Consider the following 20,531-nt stretch of genomic DNA (forward strand, 5'->3'; position numbering starts at 1 on the left):
TGAGGAGGAAACTGCATGAAAAAAGTAGGAAGAAAAGTAGTAAGCGTCCTGCTGACACTCTGCATGTTACTCACCATGCTGCCTGTAAGCGCACTGGCAGCAGATGAGGGGACGGTAGACACCGCCCCGGCAGAGAATGCTCTGGCAGAGAGCGCTCCGGCAGAGACTACTCCGGCAGAGACTACTCCGGCGGAGACTACTCCGGCGGAGACCACTCCGGCAGAGACCACTCCGGCAGAGACTACTCCGGCGGAGAGCACTGAGGATGTAGCCCAGATCGGCGACCAGACCTATCCCACCCTGGAAAACGCCTTTGATGCGGTGGGCAGCGACGCAGTTACCATCAAACTGCTGGCTGACACCCAGATTTCCAATGCCATTGAGGTTCCTGAGGGGAAAACCATCACCCTGGATCTCAACAGCTGCGCTGTTACCGTTCCTGAGGCGGTCAGCGGCAGGAGCATTTATGCCATTAGCAACTACGGAACACTGACGATCCGTGATACTTCTGCGGAGAAAGACGGTTCCATTAGCTCCCGTGGTGTGCAGAATCTTGAAAACGGCATTCTCACTTTGGAAAGTGGTACCATTAACTCCATCGACTCCAATGGCGGCGGTGCTGCTGTTTGGAACGAAGCTACCTTCTATATGACTGGCGGTACGCTGGCCTTTACTGGCGAGAAGAGCGGTAACAATTCTGGGACGCCCCTAAGCAATCAGTTTGGTGCTACCGCAACGATCACTGGCGGTTCCCTGCTTTCTCCCTATACTTGCGTCTTCAACAGCGGCCATATGAAGATCAGCAATGTCTCTCTGGCGGGTCAGACTGCATATTGGCATGTGATCAAGACATATGGTGGCAGCGATCTGGAGCTGCGTGATGTGATTGTGGATGCCACTTTGGGCGGCGGCATCGAAGCTGCTGGCGGCACAGTGAATATTTACGGTTGTACGTTTACGCAGAAGGGATATTCCGACTGGAACAGCGTGAATGTTGCGGTAAGCGGTGGCGGTACAGTGAATGTTCACAGCGGCACCTTTACCAGTGAAAACTATGGCGCTTATGTGTTTAACTCTGGTGGTACCATCAATGTCGAAGGTGGTACGTTTAGCGCTGGTAGAACAGTTCTGAAGGCGGATAACTCCACTACGTCCAATCCGAGTGTTATCAATGTTGCTGATGGTGCCTTTACCGGCAAGCTTGAGATCGGCAGTAGTTCTACCCTCTCCATCTCCGGCGGCACCTTCTCTGTTGAGATTCCTGAGAAATACTGCGCCGAGGGCTTTGTGCCTCAGGAGAATGCCGACGGCACTTGGGGTGTTGTCAAGAAGAACGAAGCCGAGATCAACGGCAAGCAGTATGCCACTCTGAGTGAGGCCCTGAACAAAGTTCAGGACGGCGAGACCATTAAGGTCCTTGCCCCTGCCACTGTGGACATGGCCGAAACCTATGCGATTACCGGCAAGGCCATCACTCTGGATCTCAACGGCCAGACTGTGACCTGGAACACCTCCGCAAAGGCAGCCATCACGGTAAAAGACGGCGGAAAGCTGACCATCCAGGATACCTCTGCCAATGAAGCCGGTGAGCTGGCGTTTACATCCACATATAATGATTCCGGTGATTCTACCGGCATTTATGTGAATCCCAATGGTACGTTTGCGCTGCAGAGCGGTACGATTTCCTATACCGCTGCAAAGGGTCGCGCGATTTATGTGGGAGTCACAGGTACTTTTGCCATGAGCGGCGGCACAGTAAAAATTGCCGGACGCGCAAAATATGGTGTGTATCTGTCCAGCAACAACAGCACGAACATTACAGGCGGCGAGATCATCCTTAGCGATACGCTGACGGGGACTGCGCTGTATGGCCTCTATGTGTACATGCTTGCTGACGCACAAGGGCTTGCCATTGAAAATTTGACCGTAGACGCATCGGCTGTCCCGGCTGCTCAATGTGCATACTGCATTACCGGCGGGTGGATCAGCGCTAATAATGCGCCTGTGACCATTTCCGGCGGTACCTATACCACGAATGAGAATACTCTTAGCAAAGCAATTTATTATTCTACCGTAAAGAACCTTACCATCTCCGGCGGCACCTTTAATGGTGTTGTTGACTCGGCCACAACCATTACCGACGGCACCTTCCAGAAGGCGGTGAAGGTCACTGACACCATTACCGGCGGTACCTTTGAAGGCAAGGTGACTGCGCCGAGCGGAAAGATCTCCGGCGGTAAGTTCAAAGTGGTAAATCCGCCCTATGATTGGAATCTGGCCGACGGAAAGAGCTTTGAACAGAAAGACGGCTACTATTGTGTGGTAGATGACACCAACACGAAAGTCGCCGAGGTCGGCGATGTCCAGTACGCTACGCTGGAAGAGGCCATTAAAAAGGCTCAGAGCGGCCAGACGGTTGAACTGCTTGCCAATGCCACTGTGTTGGAGCGCATTGCGATCGCAGATAAAAACATCACAATCGACACCAACGGGTATAGCGTTATCTATTCGGGTGATGCAGACCATAAGAGTGCTATTATTGACCTTGAAGGCAAAGCGCAAGTGGTTGTAACCGGCAACGGAACATTTACGTTCAACGATGCGTATCTCGATTACAATGGCTTCGGATACATTTTCCGTCTGTATGACAATTCCGTACTGACCATTGAAAACGGCACTTACTATGCTGGGTTGACCTGTGTACAGGTGGGTGACAGCTCGGCCGCCTACATTAAGGATGGCCACTTTAGCGCGTCTACCGACTGGAAAGACACTTGGTGGGTGCTGAACCGAATTGATAATAATAACTCAAAATTCTATGTATCCGGTGGTACCTTCGTAAATTACGACCCGACCAACAGCGATACGGAAAGCCCCACTGATAATTTCTGTACGCCCGAGTATGCCGCGACTCCCACCAAAGATGAGAGCGGTAACACCATCTACACCGTGGTTGAGGCTGAGGCCCGGATCGGTGAGACCGGCTATGTCACCCTGGCGGATGCCATTGCTGCGGCTGAGGATAATGCTACCATCACCCTGCTGGCTGATGTGACCGAGGATGTGGTGGTGCCCGCGGGCAAGAACATCACGCTGGACCTGTACGGCCACAAGATCACCAATGATTCCGATCATACTATTGTCAATAACGGCACGCTGACCATCACCGATAGCAGCGAAGCCAAAACCGGCACGGTGGATAACGTTACCCACGGGAAGGGTGCCTTGGTAAACAATGGTACTGTGAAACTGAGCGGCGGCACCTTTGAGCGCTCTCTGGAAGCAGGTACTTTGGCCGGCGCTAACGGAAACAGCTGGTATACCATTGTGAACGATGGTACCATGATCATTGAAAACGGTGTCACTGTAAAGAACAAGGGCGGTTTCTCCAGCATGATCTGTAACAGCAAGAGCGGTGTAATGGGGAATCTGACCATCGATGGCGGAACGTTTGATGGAGGCATTAATACAGTTAAAAATGATGTCAACAGCACGCTGACTATCAACGGCGGTACGTTTACCAATTCTGCACAGTATGTCATCATGAACTGGAACAAGGCCACCATCAACGACGGTACGTTTGCGACAAAAGATACTGCCTATGCAGTCCTGTTTACATCTTCGTGGCAGAACGCATCCACTTCTGTGGGCGAACTGGTGATTACCGGTGGTACCTTTACTACTGCGACTGAGGAACAGAAGCTAATCGTGGATCGCTACGATGCCGACAATATCGGCACAGCCTCCATCTCCGGCGGTACCTTCTCCGAGAAGCCCGACGACACCTATCTGGTTGATGGCTATGCTCCTGAGCAGAACGACAAAGGCGACTGGGTAGTCGTAGAAGAGGACTTTGTGGCTGAGATCGTCGACGATCAGAAGTATGAGTCCCTGATCGAGGCGGTCGAGGCCGCCACTGCCGGCCAGACCGTGAAGCTGCTGGCGGATGTGGAGCTGAAGCCGATCGAGAATCAGGATTATGTGCTGATGATTGATGTCAACCAGTCCATGACCCTGGACCTGAACGGCCACAAGATCACCGCAGAGTTCACTAATACAGAAGGATTCGATTTGATCAAGAACTATGGCGAGCTGACCATTACGGACACCAGCGAGGGCAAGGGTGGCTCCATCGAGGTGACTGAGAACGGCTCTGCCGAAAAGTCGCGTACGAGCGTCATTTACAATGGGTATAGTAGTGGCAAGTTTACCCTGGAGGCCGGCACCCTGAAGCTGACCGGCAGCGAAGGCTCGAAGAAGCCGCTGTCTGGTGTGTATAGCAGTGGTACCACGATGGTCATGAATGGCGGCGCTATTGAGGTGCGCAGACTGAATAGTTACTCCGAATATAGCAAAGCCTGGGATGTATACGGCATTTACAACAGCAACAATTGCCAGACTACAGTGAACGGCGGAAAAATCACCGTTGAAAACCAGGGCCGGTATAACTCCGCTTACGGTATCAACAATGCCAGTGGTACCGTTTCGATCCACGGCGATCCCAACACCCCCTACATTGAGGCCAACGCTTTCGATGATGGAACATGGTATGAACACACTCTGACCGGAAAGATCACCCTCTATGGCGGCAAATACAATATGCTAACTAATACTGCTACGGGGTGGATCGAAAACGAAAACAACATTACCATCGCCGAGGGATACGAGAAGAAGTTCAATGGCGACCGCACTGTGAGCATAGTCAAGAGCCCGGTGGCTCAGATCGGCAGCACCAAGTATGATACTCTGGAAGAGGCTCTGAAAGAGGCTAAATCCGGAGATACCATCAAACTGCTTCAAAATGTTGCACTGACTGACCGAGTTATTATTTCTAAGAATATTACGCTGAATCTGAATGACAAGACCATCAGCTCCACGGCGGATTATGCATTTATTGTCAACACCGGAAATTCCTTTACCCTGGAAAACGGTACACTGAGTGCATCCCAAAACGGCGTGTTCGGCCTGACGAGCAGTACGGTTACACTTGCAAACGACGCGACGATTAACGCCGGTGCGGCTGGTATCACGGCGACCAACAATCTGCTTGAGCAGGGAAATGCAACCATCAATGTCTACGGAACCATTCATTCTCAAGATATAGCCGTTTGGAGCCAGGGACCTAAAAACACCATTAATATTGACAGTGCAACCATTACATCCAAGTATTTCGGTGTATATCAAAACGGCTCGTTTGGCGGTACTACGATCACCATTAAGAACAGTACCATTACAGATGAGAGTGAGAACGGAACAGGCATTTATGTCTCCAATAACGGTACCAATGCTGAAAATCCTGACCAGGGCTTCCAGAACCTGATTATTGAGAACAGCACGATTACAGGTAATACCGCTTTGGAAGTGAAGTTTACCAACGTGACCATCAGCGGTGATGATACTTGCCTGACTGCCACGGGTACTCCTGTCGATTCTGGCATGAACAACAATGGCTCTGTTACCACGGGTTATGCCTTTGCGGTTACCCATAATGGTACAGAGAGCAGCAAGGATGCGGCTGAGGGTACGGTTACCATCTCCGGCGGCAAATTTACCGGTGCGGTTGGTATTCAGGAGCCCAGTGAGGGTGAGACTACCAGTGCCACCATCTCCATCTCCGGCGGCAGCTTCTCTGAGGAGCCGAATAAGGACTACCTGGCCCCGTATTATGAGGCTAGCCAGAACACGACCGGCGACAATTACTGGACCGTCGATGTGGCAGAGGAGTATGAGGCGACCTGGACCAATGGCGAAACGCTTGAGGCCGGTACGCTGGATGCTATGCTTGATGCGGCCAACGCGGCCAAAGCTGGTACCGTTGCGCTGCTGAAGGATATAGCTGCAAGTGGCATTCATGTTTCCGCCGGCGTAACCCTGGACCTGGCTGGCCATGAGCTTGATGCGACCGGAAGCGAGTTTACCGCCTATGGCAAGGTCGTGGATTCCACCGAGGGTGAAGGCTTGTTGAAGCTTCCCGCAGAGTATTATACCATCCAGAAAGATAACCCCAGCCTGCCCATTTATGACAGCACTGCTGGCGGCTATCGGCTGTATACCTATCAGCTGACCACTCTGCGGACGTATGAGCCTGGAACGGCCAATACCGTGCAGTTCTGGTTTAAGCTTACCTTTACCAATGAGGAAGCTTGGGAGTTGCTGACGACCGATAATGAGAATCATGGCATAACAGTTAAGAGCAAATATCAATTCTCCGGCCAAACGGCGAGTGAGTCCTGGTTCAGCTTCAACAGCGAGTTTATCCATTGGATTGCTGATCAAGTAGTGAGCAGCCAGTATACGCAGGATCAACTGGGCTTCTATCTCAATGTTACTAACACGAATCTGTTGGGTGAACGGACTATGACAGTTACTCCCGCAGTGGATAGTGTGCCGTCGGTGGGTACTGAATCCGAGCAAATGACCTACTCCTTGAATCTTGGGGAGTAATTGTGAAAGGACAGAAGTATGAGCAAAAAAACAGCATATGAAAAGCCGAAGGCGCAGGTGTTGTCCTTTCGGCTGGAAGAAGAACTGATGAGCGGAGGTGCAGACCTGAATTTGACCTCCGACCCAACTGTCGGTGGCGGAGCCGGTGTCATACCGTTTTCCAATGATGATGCTTTGAACGACAAGAGCTCTTACCAGCTGGACTGATCATGCTCTGTCAAGTAGCGGAACTCCTGGTGGAAATCCCGGCGGCGGACGGTATGGACCGCCGCTGCCGGGACTACCGGACGGAATCTGCCCTCCCGCCGGACATTGTGATCCGCCGGGAGGGCTACCGCCCGGAAGCCTGGCCCACGCTGAGCGAGGACTATATGGCCTACATGGAGTCCGGCATCCAGTTCTATCTTGGGCTGCTGGGCTTTCACGGCCTAATGCTCCACGCCTCGGCGGTGGAGTATGAGGGACGGGCTTACCTGTTTTCCGGCCCCTGTGGGGCGGGAAAGTCCACCCGTACCCGGCTGTGGCGAGACCAATTCGGCGCGGTGATTTTCAATGACGACAAACCGGCGCTCCGCCGTCTGGAGGAGGGCTGGTATGCCTATGGCACTCCCTGGTGCGGCAAGGACGGCATCAACCAGAACCGGAAGGTACCCCTGGGTGGGATCTGCTTCCTTCAGCGGGACGATGCTAACATCCAGATTCATCCCATGGAGACGCTGGAAGCCATCCGGAGCCTGATGAGCCAGACCCTCTATCAGCTCTGGCCCCGGCAGATGGACCGGCTGCTTCCTCTGGTGGAAGGGCTGGTGACCGAGATCCCTATTTTTGAAATGAGCGGCCCGCCCAACCAGGAGACGGCTGTACTGTGCCGGGATACCATGACCCGGGCGGCAAAGGAGCGGTTTGGATGAAACTCAAAGAAGGCTTTATGCTCCGTCAGGTGGCTGGCAGCTGGGTAGTGGTCCCCGCCGGCCGCGCCTGCGTGGACTTTGATGGGATGATCAGCCTCAATGATTCGGGGGCCCTGCTGTGGCGGACCCTGGAGCAGGGGGGCGGCCGAGCGGAACTGATTTCTGCCCTCACCGATACCTATGAGGTGGATCCGGTCCAGGCGGAGCAAGATTTGGATGAATTTCTGGAAATTCTGCATCAGGCCAACTGCCTGACGGAATGACCCGGCGCGTTCCGCGCCGCGGGATGGGCCGGAGAGACTCCGGCCTGTCCCGGTACGCGGAACAAACATAGAAAACACAGGAGGTCGTGCTATGAGGAAAGTAGTTTCTATGGCGCTTACCGCGGCGCTGCTTGCGGTTCCTGCAACTACCATGCCTGCGGCGGCGTACAGCAGTACCCAGCAGAATACGGCAGAGGCACTGAATCACTTGGAGCTGTTTCTGGGAACTGGCTCTGGTTTTGAACTGGACCGCCAGATGACCCGCGTGGAAGGCGTCACCATGCTGGTGCGTATGCTGGGCCTGGAGGACGAGGCCGACAAGGCGCCCGCTCATCCCTTCCAGGATGTGGACGACTGGGCGGACGATTACGTCAGCTGTGCCTGGTCCGAGGGACTGAGCAACGGCGTGTCCAGCATCCGTTTCGGCAGTACTATGGAGCTGTCGGAGACCATGTTCCTCACTATGACGCTGCGGGCTCTGGGCTATGAGGACAGCGGCGAGGCAGCTGATTTTACCTGGGACAAGCCGTATGCGCTGGCCAAGCAGGTTGGACTGACCGATGCCGATTCGGATAACGGCACCTTTACCCGGGGCGACGCGGTAGAGGTATTCTGGAACGCTCTGTCCGCCGACATGGAAGATGTGGATAAGACGCTGTCCGATCAGCTGATTGAAGACGGGGTCTTTACCAGTGCAGAACTGGCTGAGGCCCGTAAGATTCAGAAGGGTGAGTCCATTTCCACCGGCGGCAGCAGCGGCAGTGGCGGTGGAAGCACCGGCGGCAATACCGGCGGTACCACCACGCCGGACAAGGCCCCGGAGGACTATACCTGGGAGGAGTACCAGGCCATGACTCCGGCAGAGCAGGAGGCACTGTATTACCGCTTTGACAGCGTTTCCGACTTCTATACCTGGTACAATGCGGCCAAAGAGGAGTATGAGGAGTCCCAGAATGTAATCGAGATCGGCCCCGGTGAATCTGTGGATCTGGGCGATCTGCTGGGACAGTAAGGGGATTTGGAGTGGATCGCATCATCTCAATGGCAGACCTTTCTCCCCTGCTGGAGGAAGTCATATGCTCCGGCGGGCAGGCGGAACTGACTGCCACCGGCCGCAGTATGCGACCCATGCTGTGGGACGGGAAAAGCAAGGTGCGCCTTGCCCCGGCAGAATGTCTACGCCGCGGGGATGTGATCCTCTACCGTAGACCATCGGGTGCGTATGTGCTCCATCGGATCACCGCTGTGACTGAAACCAGCTGCACCTGCTGCGGAGATGCCCAGTGCATCCTGGAGCAGGGTGTGGGACGGGACTGCGTGATCGCCAAAGCGCTGGCCTTTACCTGGCGGGGAGGCTGGGTGGAGTGCGCCAACCCTGCCTATGGCCTGTACTGGAGATTCTGGCTGGCTGTGCGGCCGGTCCGGCGGCTGGTGAGCGGGGTGTATCGCCGGCTGCGGCGCATCGTGGGGAGGAGGAAGGATCGTGTGTCAGACCTCCCGTAAGCAGCTCAAGGAGCTGCTGAAGCCCTGGCGGCGGAAAGGCGTTGTGCTGAGTATATTGACCGCGCTGTCTTCTGGGCTGCTGGTGGCATTGGCACTGGTGAGCCAAAAGGTGCTGGACAGCGCCATGGGACTAGGAGGGCGTTTTGCACTCTGGTGCGTGGCGTTGGGCCTGCTGGCAATAGGGATTCCGGTGCTGAACGGGATCACCAATGCCTGGTCAGAGCGCCTGACAGATCAGGGCCTGCTGCTGCTCCAGCAAATCAGTATGCAGCGGCTGGGCAAAAAGGACTGCGCCGGTCTGGAGCAGTATCATAGCGGCCATATTTTCAGCCGTCTGGTTGGCGACTGCCGTATGCTGTGTCAGCGCTACACCGTGATTTTTCCGGCCACCGTGGGCCAGCTGATCCGGCTGGGCGGGGCGCTGATTGCGCTGGCGGTGCTGGCTCCCATGATTACGGGAGTGGTGCTGGCAGCGGGCTGCCTGGCAATAGCGGTAGCCAGCGTGCTCCGTGGCTATCTGAAGCGGAAACACAAGGCTGTGCTGGCCAGCGGAGACCGGCTGACCTCTGAATTACAGGAGAGCCTGGAACACCTGGAACTGCGCCGCAGTGCGGTGGACCCCGCAGAGGGAGCCCACCGCCTGAGTACATACCAGGAGTGCTGGCGACAGGACCGGGCGCGGCTGCGCCTGGTGACCATAGGAGGAAGCACGGGATTTTCTGTGCTTGTCCAGCTGGCATCCGCAGCCCTTTTGATCTGGGGCGGCGTGGCCATTGGCACCGGGCGGCTCACCTTCGGCGGCATGACGGCACTGCTTCAGCTGGCCAATCTCTTTCGCACACCTGTCGCGGGCCTGAGCGGCTTGCACAGCCGGCTTGCGGCTGTGGATGCGGCGGAGGACCGTGTATTGGAGCTGTGGGACCTGGCGGACGAACCGGACGGAGCGCGCCCTCCGGAGGGCGCGGTATGCAGGGCCATACACATTCGCAATGTGACCTTCTGTTATCCGGGGGAGGAACGGCCGGTCTTTGAAAATTTGAATACCAGCGTGGATCTGAGCGGGTGGACCTGCCTGACCGGCAGCTCCGGCCGCGGAAAGAGTACCTTGTACCGCCTGATTCTTGGATTCTATCGACCTCAGAAAGGGGAAATTGTGCTGGAGACCGATCAGGGATGTTTCCCCTGTTCCGCGGCGACCAGACACCTGTTTGCCTTGGTGCCCCAGACACCGGTGCTGTTTTCCGGAACCTTGCGGGAGAACCTTCTGCTGGCCTGTCCTCAGGCCACAGAGGTGCAGCTGCAGGCGGCGCTGAAACTGGCGCAGTGCGGTTTTGTTGACAGCCTGCCTCAGAAGCTGGATACGCTGGTAGGCGAAAGCGGGGAAGGACTCTCGGTAGGCCAGCGGCAGCGGATCACCATTGCCCGGGCATTGCTTTCCGGCGCCCAGGTCCTTCTGCTGGATGAGAGCACGTCCGCACTGGACCGGGATACAGAGATGCAGGTGTGGAACAGTCTGACAGCCCGTTGGCCCGTTGCAATTGCAGCCACACACCGGCAGGATGTGTTCAAGGAGATCCCAGTCCGGCATCTGAATTTAAACGCATCATATTGAATATGACAAATTTGTTAAAACACTGGAAAATACTCCAGAAATGGTTTATCATATGAATAAATTTCTTTTGGGTATGGATACTCAAATGAAGGAGGACAGAAATTATGAAGAGGAAAATGTGGAAGCGTCTGGCGAGCATGGCGCTGGCGACAGTTTTGACCGTCGGACTGATTCCTGGTGCTCAGGCTGCGGCGGATTACAGCGGTGCAGTTCTGGAGATTGAAGGTTCTGCTACCGGTGCGAATGGGCAGTATGATGTGAGCTACTCTGCTTCATTGAAGATTTTGAATGAAACCAGTGAAATTGTGGCTCTGGTCAATACCGCTCGCGTAAATGAGAATTGGTTGGAATCTCTGCGGTTTACCTGCTATCTGGAAGATGCCCTCCTCAAAGATGCCCTGATGGAGAGCGATCTTGAGGGTGTTTCTCTCGAAATTACCGGAACCAATAACTATGAGGCAGTCAGCACCAACCCTGTGAAGACTGAAAATGGCGTCAGTGCTACATATCAGCTGACAGATGCCGCAGTGGATGAACTGAGTGCTTCCACGCTCAGCGCGCAAGAGGTTGCTGCGATTTTGGCTGAGAACATGAATATTGCCTTTACAGGGACTCTTACCAACAGCGAAGTTTGGAATGCTGTAGGCGGTGCCAGTACCATTACCACTACAGGCTATGTTCTTGTTACATATGATGGGACAATGGCTAACGATAATGGATTTAATGTGGATGTATCCAAGCGCCTAGCAGAGGATACCTGTACCACCACCATCTCCCCCACTGCCAGCGGCGGTGGTTCTTCCAGACCCACCTATCCCGTTGAGGCCGTGGATACCCCCAACGGCGAAGTGAAGGCCACTCCTACCCGTGCCTCCAAGGGCACTTTGGTCACCATCACGGTTACCCCTGACACCGGCTATGAGGTTGCCTCTCTGAGCGTTGTGGATGAGGACGGCAATGAAGTGGAGGTTGAGGATAAGGGCAACGGTAAGTACACCTTTACCATGCCTGCCTCCGAGGTGAGCGTGAACGTCACCTTTGCTGAGATTGTGGACGATATGCCCTTTGTGGATGTGGCGGAGAATGATTGGTTCTATGACTCCGTGCGATATGTCTATGATAACGGCTTGATGGAGGGCACCTCCGCTACTACCTTTGCTCCCACGCTTACCACCACCCGCAGCATGGTGACCACCATCCTGTGGCGGGCCGAGGGACAGCCCCAGACGGACAACACCGTGTCCTATCCCGACGTGGAGGCGGATACCTGGTATACTGAGGCTATCTGCTGGGGTACCGAGGAAGGGATCGTAAAGGGTTACGGCGATGGCAACTTTGGACCCAATGACCTGATCACCCGTGAGCAGTTTGCTACTATCCTGTATCGCTATGCCCAGTACAAGGGCTATGATGTGAGTGCTTCCGATGACCTGAGCGCGTTCCCGGATGCGGATCAGACCGGCTCCTGGGCTGTGGATGCTGTGAAGTGGGCAGTGGGTTCCGGCCTGTTGAATGGTAAGGATGGCGGCCTTCTGGATCCTCTGGGCGTTGCATCCCGGGCTGAAGTGGCCACTATACTGATGCGTTTTATGGAGAATATCGCTGAATGAGAAGTGCTTGCTGAAGCGAGCAGCAAATAGACTCTCATGAAAAAATAGTGAAGGAACGCTGTATAGTGTTCCTTCACTATTTTTGTTCAGCTACGCTGCTATGGTTCAGGGAGCGGTTGCTTCAGCAGCGATGCAGCCGTAAGCGTAAAAACAGTCGGGATAAGGTAGAATAAGTTTCGCAAAAACAAAAAGAGACATGGTTTGCAGAACTCTGGTAGAATGAAGTTGCGACACCACCATTCGAAAGGAGACAGCAAACCATGTCCGAGAAGATTGTACAGCTAAATGCATACGCCGCTCCAAAAGTGCAGCTTGACCGCAGATGATGGTGCATCGTCACCGCTGGAATGGTGCACCCATTCCGCCGAAATGGTGCATGGCGGCCGCGGGCGTGGTGCACCGGGCCGCCATGCGGAAAATTACTCGGGGATGCCCTTACGCTTTCGCATGGATTCGCCCTCAATTTGGATGGTATAGGCGTTGTAGATGATTCGGTCACAGATGGCGTCGGCCAGGGTGGGGTCGTACAGGTTCTCGTGCCACTCGCTGGTATCATACTGGGAACAGAAGATGGTGGAGGCCACCTTGTTCCGGGCCTCTACCAGTTCCAGCACATCCCGGGCCTCTGCCTCCTTGAGGGGGTAGAGCAGCCACTCGTCCAGAATAAGCAGCTTCTCTTTCCTGAGCTTTTTCATGTAATCCCGGTAGGTTCCGTTAGCCCGGGCCACAGAGATCTCCACCAGCAGATCCGGCAGGCGGATATACCGGACGGAATAAAAGCTGCGGCTGGCAGCCATGCCAAGGGCGCAGGCCAAATAAGTCTTTCCAGCCCCGGTGGCTCCCAGAATGATGACATTATGTGCTTCCTGGAGATAGGCGCAGGAGGCCAGGCGCAGGATCTGTTCCCGGTCCAGCTTTCGTTCCGGCAGGTACTCAATATTCTCTACGCAAGCGGCAGGGTCCGCGTAGCCGGCATTGCGGATGAGCCGGGTCAGGCGGTTGCTTTTCCGGGCGCTCCACTCCGCGTCTACCAGCATGGCAAAACGGTCCTCAAAGGATACCGCCTGGAACTGTGCATCCTCCAGTTGGGCGGAGAAAGCCTCCGCCATGACGCCCAGACGCATTTCATGCAATTTCCGTACCGTTTCATTGCTCAGCATGGTTATTCCCCCCTCTTGTAGTAGCCGGCGCCTCTGGTAAACTTATGGGCCTTTGGCTCTTCCAGCTTGGCCGGAGCGTCCTCAGCGAGCAGCTTGTCCTGCCCGGATTTCAGGATGGTCTGGACGCTTTTCAGGCTGGGGGAAGTGGTGTAGGAGAGGGCTTTCCGGCAGGCACTCTCCAGACGCTGAGGGGAATAGCGCTCTGACAGTTTTAGCAGAGCCATACAGGACTTGTAACCCTGCTGCTCCACCTTGTGGGCGGAGAGAAAGAGCCGTACCACGGCAGCGGTGTGCTGGCCGATCTGCTCTGCCCAGCGGACAAAACGCTCTCCATTCCATTGCAGGTAGGCCTGGTGGTCCGGCGGCATATGGTCCTCCACCGTGCTATACTGGTTGGGGCGGCCATGGAGACGCAGGTGAGAGGCAATCCGGGTTCCGGCAAAGAAGATCTCCACCGTGGTCTGGGTGAGACGCACATCCACTTGCTGCTTGATATACTCATACGGCACGGAATAATTCATGCGCTCCACGCTGATATGGTAGTTATACTGGACCGTGGCAACCTTCCAGACTGCCAGCTCAAAGGGCACTGCTGGCAGCGGCTGCAGAAAGAGTTGCTCCTTGGCAAAACAAGACGCCCGGCTGCCCTCCCGTTTCTGGAAGGGCTTGTGGTTGAAGGTCTCCAGCTTCTCTCGGATGGCCTGATTCAGTTCTGTGAGGGACAGGAACTGGCGGTTACGCAGGGCTGCCAGGATCCAGGTGGAGACCACGCCCACGGAGCCCTCCACAAAGGCTTTGTCCTTGGGGCTGCGGGGCCGGGCTGGGAGGATGGCGGTGCCGTAGTGCTCCGCCATCTCCTGATAGGCCTTGTTGAGCACCGTTTCCGTCCGGGAATTCTTGACCACACCGGTCTTGAGATTGTCCGGCGTGAGGATGCGAGTGACCCCGCCGAAATACCGGTAGGCGTTGACATGACCGGTAATCCAGGCCTCCTGCTTCATGTCCAGAAAGGCCTCCGTGTAGGCGTAGCCGCTGTATGGCAGCACCGCTACAAACAGGTAGGCGTCCAGCCGCTCCCCGGTGTCTGTGTCCACCAGCGCCGCCGTCTGGCCCGCCCAGTCCACCTGCATGGTCTCGCCGGGCTTGTGCTCCAGATGCATGGTGGCTTTCGTTTTGTGGACATAGTCTGCGTAGTACTTGTTGAATTGGGTGGATTTGTAGGGCAGCTCTCCGTTCTGACGGCACTGCTCGCAGTATTCCACCCACAGCAGGCTCAGGGTAACGCCGCTCTTCTGCATCTCTCGGTGTACCCACTCGTAGTCCGGCATCTTGTAGACAGGGTTCTTTTGCTCTGTTGGAAATAGCCGCTGGGAAACTTCCTGCTGCGACATGGACTGAGCTTGCTGCCAGCTAAGCTTCTGTTCCCGAGCCCGGGCTAATGTACGTGTGACCGTGTTGCGGCCGCAGCCAGCGGCATCTGTGATTTCCCGATGTGTGAGCCCCAGGCTTTTAAGCCGGAGGATCTCTTTGTGATTGACCATGGTAAGGCCTCCTAAATTGAATTTGCATCTGACAATGCTAAAATCCATTTTAGTGGACGGGCTACCTCTGCACCATGGCTGCGGTGACCATGCACCATTTCGGCGGAATGGGTGCACCTTGGTGCCGGTGTCGGACCAGCGGTGGGGGTGTCTGTTTTGCGCGGTCAGGGTGTAGGATTACCAACGGTCAAGGTGTCGTTTTGGCCCGGCGTACGCAGCTGGGCTCAGCAAAATGGGCGTCCCGGATGCAGCGCAGCAGCTTGTTGTTCTGCCGTGCGTTCCACTCCGCATCTACCAGAAGAGACAGTCGTTCCTCAAAGCCCATCTGGCTGTACGCAGAAGAATCCTGCATCTGGCGCTCCAGCTCCGCCGCCATGGCACTGAATCGCATGGCTTTCAAAGAGTCAATCGTGGAGTTATTCCTCATTTGGAACCACCTCCTCTGCGGAAGTAGTCGGCTCCACGGGTGATGCCGTGCTGAACAGCTGCTTTTGGCGGCTTAGGCTGTGTCTGCACACGATCTTGTCCATTTTTCAGGATGGTACTCAGTGTACGAATGGAGGGCGTGGAAGAAAAGGACAGCAGCCGCTGGCAGGCCTTCTCCAGGTGAACAGGGCCATACCGGTCCGCTAGCTTCGTCAGACTGGCACAGTATTTGTACCTCTGTTCCGGTTCCTTGACGCTGGTCAGGCAATAGTTCACTAGCGGTATTGTAGTGTTCCGACATTTCCTGGTACGTCCGGTTGAGTACGGTTTCAGACCGGGTATTCTTTGCAATACCGGTCTTAAGATTGTCCGGCACCAGCAGACGGGTCACGCCGCCAAAGTAGTTGTAGGCATGGACATGGCAGTTAATCCAGTTTTCCAGCTTCATGTCATCGCAGGCTTCCGCATAGGTGAAGCAGCTGCAGGGCAGGACAGCCACAAACAGATATGCTTTGGATACCTCACCGGTAACCGGGTCATGGATGTCCAAGGTTGCGCCGGCCCAGTCCACCTCCATGCTATCTCCGGGTTTGTGCTGGATGCGCATGGTGGCCTTTGTCACCCTGGCCCACTGACGGTACTTCTCACAGTACTGGGTGTACATGTAGGGCACATTGCCCTCAGACTGGCATTTGGTACAGTACTCCTCCCAGAGCATGGTCAGATTCACACCCTTCCGGGCCAGTTCTGCATGGATGTAGGGATAGTCCGGCAGAACATACAGAGCTGTTTTCTGACGCTCCTCCGGGAACAGCAGTTCCATGAGCATTTCGTTGTTGCAGTCCTTCGGCAACGGCCAGCTGATTCCAGCCTTTTCTGCTGCATTCAAAACCCTCCGGATGGTGTGATGCGAACTGTGCAGCTCCAATTCCATGGTGCGCATACTTTGGTAAATCTCACACGGTGTCGTGTGCAATTACCATTATAGAGGCAAATTATGAGTGTGGCTGACCTCCGCGACGGTGTGGCTGTTTTGCCGTGAGGGTGTGGCTAAAAGTCCGTGCAGATGTGGCTCTGTCTCCGGAATTTACACTATGAGAACCAGCTGGAGCAGATTGTGCTGGAGGATATCTCCTTTTCCTACCGGAGCCCGGGCTGCGGAACTCCGGGTGCTGAGGCGCAGTATAACCAGAGCAAGGCGCTGTCCGGCTGGAATTTTTCCATCCGAAAGGGGGACTATGTGGCTATAGTCGGCCCCTCCGGCTGTGGCAAGAGTACGCTCCTGAAGCTGCTGATGTGTCTGTACCAGCCCGACACGGGCCGGCGCTATTTGCAGCTGAACCATGAGCAGGTGCCCTTGGATGGAACATGGCAGAGGCTTTTTGCCTATGTACCTCAGGGAAATAATCTGATGCAGGGGACCATCCGGGATATGGTTGCCTTTGCCGACCACAACCGGCGTCAGGATGAACCGGCTATCTGGCAGGCGCTGTCCATTGCCTGTGCGGATGATTTTGTCCGGGGGCTGGATCACGGCCTGGACACAGAGTTGGGCGAGCGGGGTGCGGGATTCTCAGAAGGCCAGATGCAGCGCCTGGCCATTGCCAGAGCCGTTTTCTCCCGCAGCCCTGTCCTGATCCTGGACGAGTGCAGCAGCGCCCTGGATGAGCCCACAGAGGCCCAGCTGCTGCATAATTTGCGGGCCATGACGGAGCGGACGGTGATTATCATTACCCACCGTCCGGCGGCATTGCAGATCTGTGATCGGATCTGGCGGGTAGACGACAAACTGCAGTTGACTTGAGGAGTGGCACATTGAAAGGATCAAGTAAGACCGACAAGAGCGGCTGGAGCAAAGCGGCGTGGGATATGCTGTATCTGACGGCCTGCGGCATTCACACTCAGGCACCGGATCCGGAGCGAGTGCTGGCCATGGATCTGAAGAAGGTCTATGCGCTGAGCCGCAGCCAGAGTTTGAATGCTCTGACCTATATGGCGCTGGAGCAAATGAAGAAGGCCGATGGGCCGGAAATCCCCGATCCCGACCAGGTGCTGCCTGCATGGGAGGAGTCCCGGAATAAGGCCATCCGAAAGATCATGCTGATCGACGGCGCCCGGGCACAGCTGTTTGCCTATCTGGAGGGGAAGGGGATCTGGCATCTGCCCCTGAAGGGCGTTATTCTGGGCCCCTTGTATCCGGAACTGGGAACGAGGCAGATGTCGGACAACGACATCCTGTTTGATGGTACATACCGGCGGGAGGTACGGGAGTGGTTTGCAGCCCATGGATATACAGTGGAAAGCTATGGGGAAGGAAACCACGATGAGTACCACAAAGCGCCTGTCTACAATTTTGAGATGCATGTGGCCCTGTTCAACAAAACTGCGCAGCCTCAGATGGCGGAGTATTACCAGACGCTAAAGAATCGATTGAAGCTGGAGCCGGGCAAAGCCTATGAGTATTGTATGACGGACGAGGATTTCTATCTCTATCTGCTGGCTCATATGGACAAGCACTATAGCAACAACGGAACCGGACTGCGATCCCTCCTGGATGTATACGTATATAACCGGGCGAAGGATAAGATAAATAGAGCGTATCTGGATGAGGAACTGCCCAAAATCGGCCTGCTGGAATTTGAGGAACAGATGCGGCTGCTGGCGGACAAGTTCTTTGATCCAGCGCTGAAGGAAGCAGACCTGACAGAGCAGGAATGGGAAATACTGCATGAATTGTCGTTCAATCATACCCATGGTAGGATAGAAAATATTTGGAGGAATACGGTTCGGAAAACACAGCCGGAGGGCGAACCCATTACCGCGGGCGTAAAATTCCGATATATTCTGAGACGGCTGTTTCCAAGCAGAGCACATATGGAAAAATGGTGCGAGCTGTATTCCCCCTTTTTCCACCGGCACAAATGGCTCATGCCGGCAGCGCGGGTTTGGCGCTTTATAAAAGCGGAAAAAGAGCAAGGCACAGCCATGAAGAAGGAATTTCATACCGTGCGAAAGATGTAGCTGGATTCCGATTGGAAAATCTGAAACACAGTACCTGGATTTGTGATGCAGCAGCGGAGAGACAGAATCAACGCCGCAATACCTCATAGGCTTTTCATCCAATTCTTAATCTGGTATAATAAAGAAGCATCAGAATGCTGTTATCATATGGGAAAGTGGGCCGGAAAGGAGTTCCCATGGAAAAAATATATCAGCACTTGCTTTATTTGACAGGGCGCGCGCTTTTCTCCGTACATACTGAGCCGCTGCCCAAGGATATTGATTGGCAGGCCCTTTACCAGGAGTCCAGAAGCCAGGCCCTTACGCTGCTGATCTTTGACTGCCTGAATGCGGAAGAGCGGGCTGCAATGCCGCCGGAACTTTTGGAACAGTGGAAACGACAGGCGCTGTCCATTCTCTGGTGGAATGAGCAGATCCTGACGGAACAAAATGAAGTCCTGGGTCAAATTCATTCTCTGGGGATTTCCTGTGTTATCTTGAAGGGCACATCCTCCGCAATCAGTTATTCCAATCCCCAACTGCGGGCTGCAGGAGATATTGACCTGTTGGCGGCGCCGGGGGACCGGGCTGCGATACGCGGACTGTTGGAAAAAATGGGCTATCGGCCTCCTGCAGATCACCATCACTGCCATGATTCCATGGCAAAGGGCAAGCTGGTGGTGGAACTGCATTGGGAACCCAATGGAGTGCCGGACTCTGCTGTGGGCAACAAGATCCGAGCCTACCTGCAGCCATATGTCCGGCACCCTCAGATGGTAGACGGGCTTCCAATGCTGCCGCCCTGTCCCAGGGCGGTAGTCCTGCTGCTGCACAAGCTGGAACATATTATTAACACCGGCCTGGGGCTACGCCAGCTGTGCGACTGGGCGGTATTTGTACACAGGGAACTTACCACGGAATGTTGGAACAAGCTGTCCGGGTTGCTGCATACCTTTGGCTTAATGGTATTTACCAAAGTGGTTACCCGAATTTGTGTGGACCATCTTGCTCTTCCCGCTCAGGATGCGCCCTGGTGCATGGATGCAGATGCTGCATTGTGTGAAGCGCTGTTGCAGGATATGCTCCGCACCGGAAATTTTGGAAAGAAAGAAGAGCGGTATGGTCAGCGGCTGTTTACCAATCCCCAGGCAAAGGGGAGATTGTCCAGTTTTCTCCGTACCGGTGTCTCGGCCTGCCAGGTCCATTGGCCGCCATGCAAGCAGTGTCCTTTGCTGCTGCCGGTGGCTCCGGTGGCCTTGCTGCTCCGTTACCGGAAGCAGCGCAAGTTGGGGCAGCGCCCGCAGCTTCACTTGCTTCAGATGTATCAAGGTGCGGAGCAGAGACAGAAGCTGAATGCCGCGCTGCGTCCTTTTTTACCTACCAAGTAGATAAGCACAGGCCCGTTTCCGTTGTGAAATGCGCGCTCTGTAGGGGACTGTTCCAGAACTGCTTCTGACAGTCTCCTATAGAAGCGCCTTTTTCATGGGCTGGGGACGGAATAACAGCATGAGAGGTATGTAAGCGAGGGAAAGTGGCGTATGGCGACGGTATATTGCGAAAGGAGTTCATTGTGAAAGCAGAGAGAACGCATCGCCGCAAGGTGCGATACCTTCTTTTTTTAGGGGTACTGGTTTGGAGTCTCTTTATCTGGAGCAACTCATGCAGACCGGCTGCTGAGTCGGCAAATCAAAGCCTTCAGGTTCTTACCTGTTTTGAAGCGATTTTTCAGGCGCTGCATATTCCCGCAGATCTCGGCCATGTCTTAATTCGTAAGGCAGCGCATATGACGGAGTTTTTTGTACTTGGTATCCTTTGGACCGCAGCGCTTGTGTGGGGGCTGGGCAAGCGGATAGGCAGCAGTATGTTTACTGGGGCCAGTTTATGCCTGATGACAGCTCTGGTGGACGAAAGTATCCAGCTTATTTCACCGGGGCGGGGCAGTTTGGTCACGGATGTGTGGATCGACTTTGGCGGCAGCTGTATTGGAGTTTTGCTGGTAAGCATAATATGTGTCCTTTACAGATCTGTACGCAGGAGGACTACCTGCTGAAATAATGAAGC

Annotated in this window: 16 protein-coding genes; 12 read left to right on the forward strand and 4 right to left on the reverse strand. The window is 54.9% G+C overall.

Annotated features, from left to right (window positions below; translation table 11 throughout):
* The first annotated feature begins 15 nt into the window (after nucleotides 1–15).
* The 8 genes from B5G42_RS10570 to B5G42_RS18155 all read left to right on the forward strand — a co-directional run bounded on the left by B5G42_RS10570 (nucleotide 16) and on the right by B5G42_RS18155 (nucleotide 12,343).
* Nucleotides 16–6,444, forward strand: a complete 6,429-nt coding sequence (locus tag B5G42_RS10570) for a hypothetical protein (protein ID WP_087270048.1) — start codon at nucleotides 16–18, stop codon at nucleotides 6,442–6,444.
* 18 nt (nucleotides 6,445–6,462) lie between these two features.
* Complete coding sequence (locus tag B5G42_RS10575; protein WP_087189271.1) at nucleotides 6,463–6,651, forward strand: hypothetical protein; 189 nt, start codon at nucleotides 6,463–6,465, stop codon at nucleotides 6,649–6,651.
* Nucleotides 6,652–6,653: 2 nt separating this feature from the next.
* Nucleotides 6,654–7,355 carry a hypothetical protein gene (locus B5G42_RS10580; protein WP_087270051.1) on the forward strand — a complete coding sequence of 234 codons (702 nt, stop codon included), beginning with the start codon at nucleotides 6,654–6,656 and terminating at the stop codon, nucleotides 7,353–7,355.
* Nucleotides 7,352–7,618, forward strand: a complete 267-nt coding sequence (locus tag B5G42_RS10585) for a PqqD family protein (protein WP_087270054.1) — start codon at nucleotides 7,352–7,354, stop codon at nucleotides 7,616–7,618. Before B5G42_RS10580 ends, B5G42_RS10585 begins: the two co-directional genes overlap by 4 nt.
* Nucleotides 7,619–7,709: 91 nt before the next feature.
* Entirely contained in the window at nucleotides 7,710–8,630 is a 921-nt protein-coding gene (locus B5G42_RS10590; protein ID WP_140399840.1) for a hypothetical protein, read from the forward strand.
* Nucleotides 8,631–8,641: 11 nt separating this feature from the next.
* Nucleotides 8,642–9,121, forward strand: coding sequence for a S24/S26 family peptidase (locus B5G42_RS10595; RefSeq protein ID WP_140399841.1), 480 nt, complete (start codon nucleotides 8,642–8,644; stop codon nucleotides 9,119–9,121).
* A complete protein-coding gene (locus tag B5G42_RS10600; RefSeq protein ID WP_087270063.1) occupies nucleotides 9,102–10,733 on the forward strand; it encodes an ABC transporter ATP-binding protein in 1,632 nt (543 codons plus the stop codon). The genes B5G42_RS10595 and B5G42_RS10600 overlap by 20 nt, the downstream gene beginning before the upstream one ends.
* A gap of 104 nt (nucleotides 10,734–10,837) precedes the next feature.
* Entirely contained in the window at nucleotides 10,838–12,343 is a 1,506-nt protein-coding gene (locus tag B5G42_RS18155; RefSeq protein ID WP_162611081.1) for an S-layer homology domain-containing protein, read from the forward strand.
* A gap of 419 nt (nucleotides 12,344–12,762) precedes the next feature.
* Here the strand turns inward: B5G42_RS18155 and istB are convergent, their stop codons facing one another.
* The 4 genes from istB to B5G42_RS10625 form a co-directional block, all read right to left on the reverse strand.
* Nucleotides 12,763–13,503: an IS21-like element helper ATPase IstB gene (istB, locus tag B5G42_RS10610; protein ID WP_087270066.1), complete on the reverse strand. Its 741-nt coding sequence runs from the start codon at nucleotides 13,501–13,503 to the stop codon at nucleotides 12,763–12,765.
* A 2-nt stretch (nucleotides 13,504–13,505) separates the two neighbouring features.
* Nucleotides 13,506–15,044: an IS21 family transposase gene (gene istA / locus B5G42_RS10615; RefSeq protein WP_087270069.1), complete on the reverse strand. Its 1,539-nt coding sequence runs from the start codon at nucleotides 15,042–15,044 to the stop codon at nucleotides 13,506–13,508.
* A gap of 187 nt (nucleotides 15,045–15,231) precedes the next feature.
* The gene (locus B5G42_RS10620) at nucleotides 15,232–15,471 is read right to left on the reverse strand and encodes an IstB-like ATP-binding domain-containing protein (protein ID WP_087270074.1); all 240 of its coding nucleotides are present in this window, start codon (nucleotides 15,469–15,471) and stop codon (nucleotides 15,232–15,234) included.
* Between the two features lie 72 nt (nucleotides 15,472–15,543).
* Entirely contained in the window at nucleotides 15,544–16,359 is an 816-nt protein-coding gene (locus B5G42_RS10625) for a DDE-type integrase/transposase/recombinase (protein WP_162611082.1), read from the reverse strand.
* 177 nt (nucleotides 16,360–16,536) lie between these two features.
* On the opposite strand from B5G42_RS10625, the gene B5G42_RS10630 reads away from it, so the two are divergent.
* The 4 genes from B5G42_RS10630 to B5G42_RS10645 all read left to right on the forward strand — a co-directional run bounded on the left by B5G42_RS10630 (nucleotide 16,537) and on the right by B5G42_RS10645 (nucleotide 20,520).
* Entirely contained in the window at nucleotides 16,537–17,274 is a 738-nt protein-coding gene (locus tag B5G42_RS10630; protein WP_087270080.1) for an ATP-binding cassette domain-containing protein, read from the forward strand.
* Between the two features lie 11 nt (nucleotides 17,275–17,285).
* Entirely contained in the window at nucleotides 17,286–18,491 is a 1,206-nt protein-coding gene (locus tag B5G42_RS10635) for a nucleotidyltransferase family protein (protein ID WP_140399842.1), read from the forward strand.
* Nucleotides 18,492–18,646: 155 nt separating this feature from the next.
* On the forward strand, nucleotides 18,647–19,858 hold the full coding sequence (locus B5G42_RS10640; RefSeq protein ID WP_162611083.1) for a nucleotidyltransferase family protein: 1,212 nt from the start codon (nucleotides 18,647–18,649) through the stop codon (nucleotides 19,856–19,858).
* A gap of 182 nt (nucleotides 19,859–20,040) precedes the next feature.
* Complete coding sequence (locus tag B5G42_RS10645; protein WP_162611084.1) at nucleotides 20,041–20,520, forward strand: VanZ family protein; 480 nt, start codon at nucleotides 20,041–20,043, stop codon at nucleotides 20,518–20,520.
* The last annotated feature ends 11 nt before the right edge of the window (nucleotides 20,521–20,531 follow it).

The sequence above is a fragment of the Flavonifractor sp. An91 genome (assembly GCF_002159225.1).
GTDB lineage: Bacteria > Bacillota > Clostridia > Oscillospirales > Oscillospiraceae > Flavonifractor > Flavonifractor avicola.

What these genes read in the sequence shown, in the direction of transcription:
- B5G42_RS10585 (WP_087270054.1), top strand. Translation starts at nt 7,352, where the DNA reads ATGAAACTCAAAGAAGGCTTTATGCTCCGTCAGGTGGCTGGCAGCTGG.
- B5G42_RS18155 (WP_162611081.1), top strand. Translation starts at nt 10,838, where the DNA reads ATGAAGAGGAAAATGTGGAAGCGTCTGGCGAGCATGGCGCTGGCGACA.
- B5G42_RS10630 (WP_087270080.1), top strand. Translation starts at nt 16,537, where the DNA reads ATGTGGCTCTGTCTCCGGAATTTACACTATGAGAACCAGCTGGAGCAG.
- B5G42_RS10570 (WP_087270048.1), top strand. Translation starts at nt 16, where the DNA reads ATGAAAAAAGTAGGAAGAAAAGTAGTAAGCGTCCTGCTGACACTCTGC.
- istB (WP_087270066.1), bottom strand. Translation starts at nt 13,503, where the DNA reads ATGCTGAGCAATGAAACGGTACGGAAATTGCATGAAATGCGTCTGGGC.
- B5G42_RS10580 (WP_087270051.1), top strand. Translation starts at nt 6,654, where the DNA reads ATGCTCTGTCAAGTAGCGGAACTCCTGGTGGAAATCCCGGCGGCGGAC.
- istA (WP_087270069.1), bottom strand. Translation starts at nt 15,044, where the DNA reads ATGGTCAATCACAAAGAGATCCTCCGGCTTAAAAGCCTGGGGCTCACA.
- B5G42_RS10575 (WP_087189271.1), top strand. Translation starts at nt 6,463, where the DNA reads ATGAGCAAAAAAACAGCATATGAAAAGCCGAAGGCGCAGGTGTTGTCC.
- B5G42_RS10620 (WP_087270074.1), bottom strand. Translation starts at nt 15,471, where the DNA reads ATGAGGAATAACTCCACGATTGACTCTTTGAAAGCCATGCGATTCAGT.
- B5G42_RS10590 (WP_140399840.1), top strand. Translation starts at nt 7,710, where the DNA reads ATGAGGAAAGTAGTTTCTATGGCGCTTACCGCGGCGCTGCTTGCGGTT.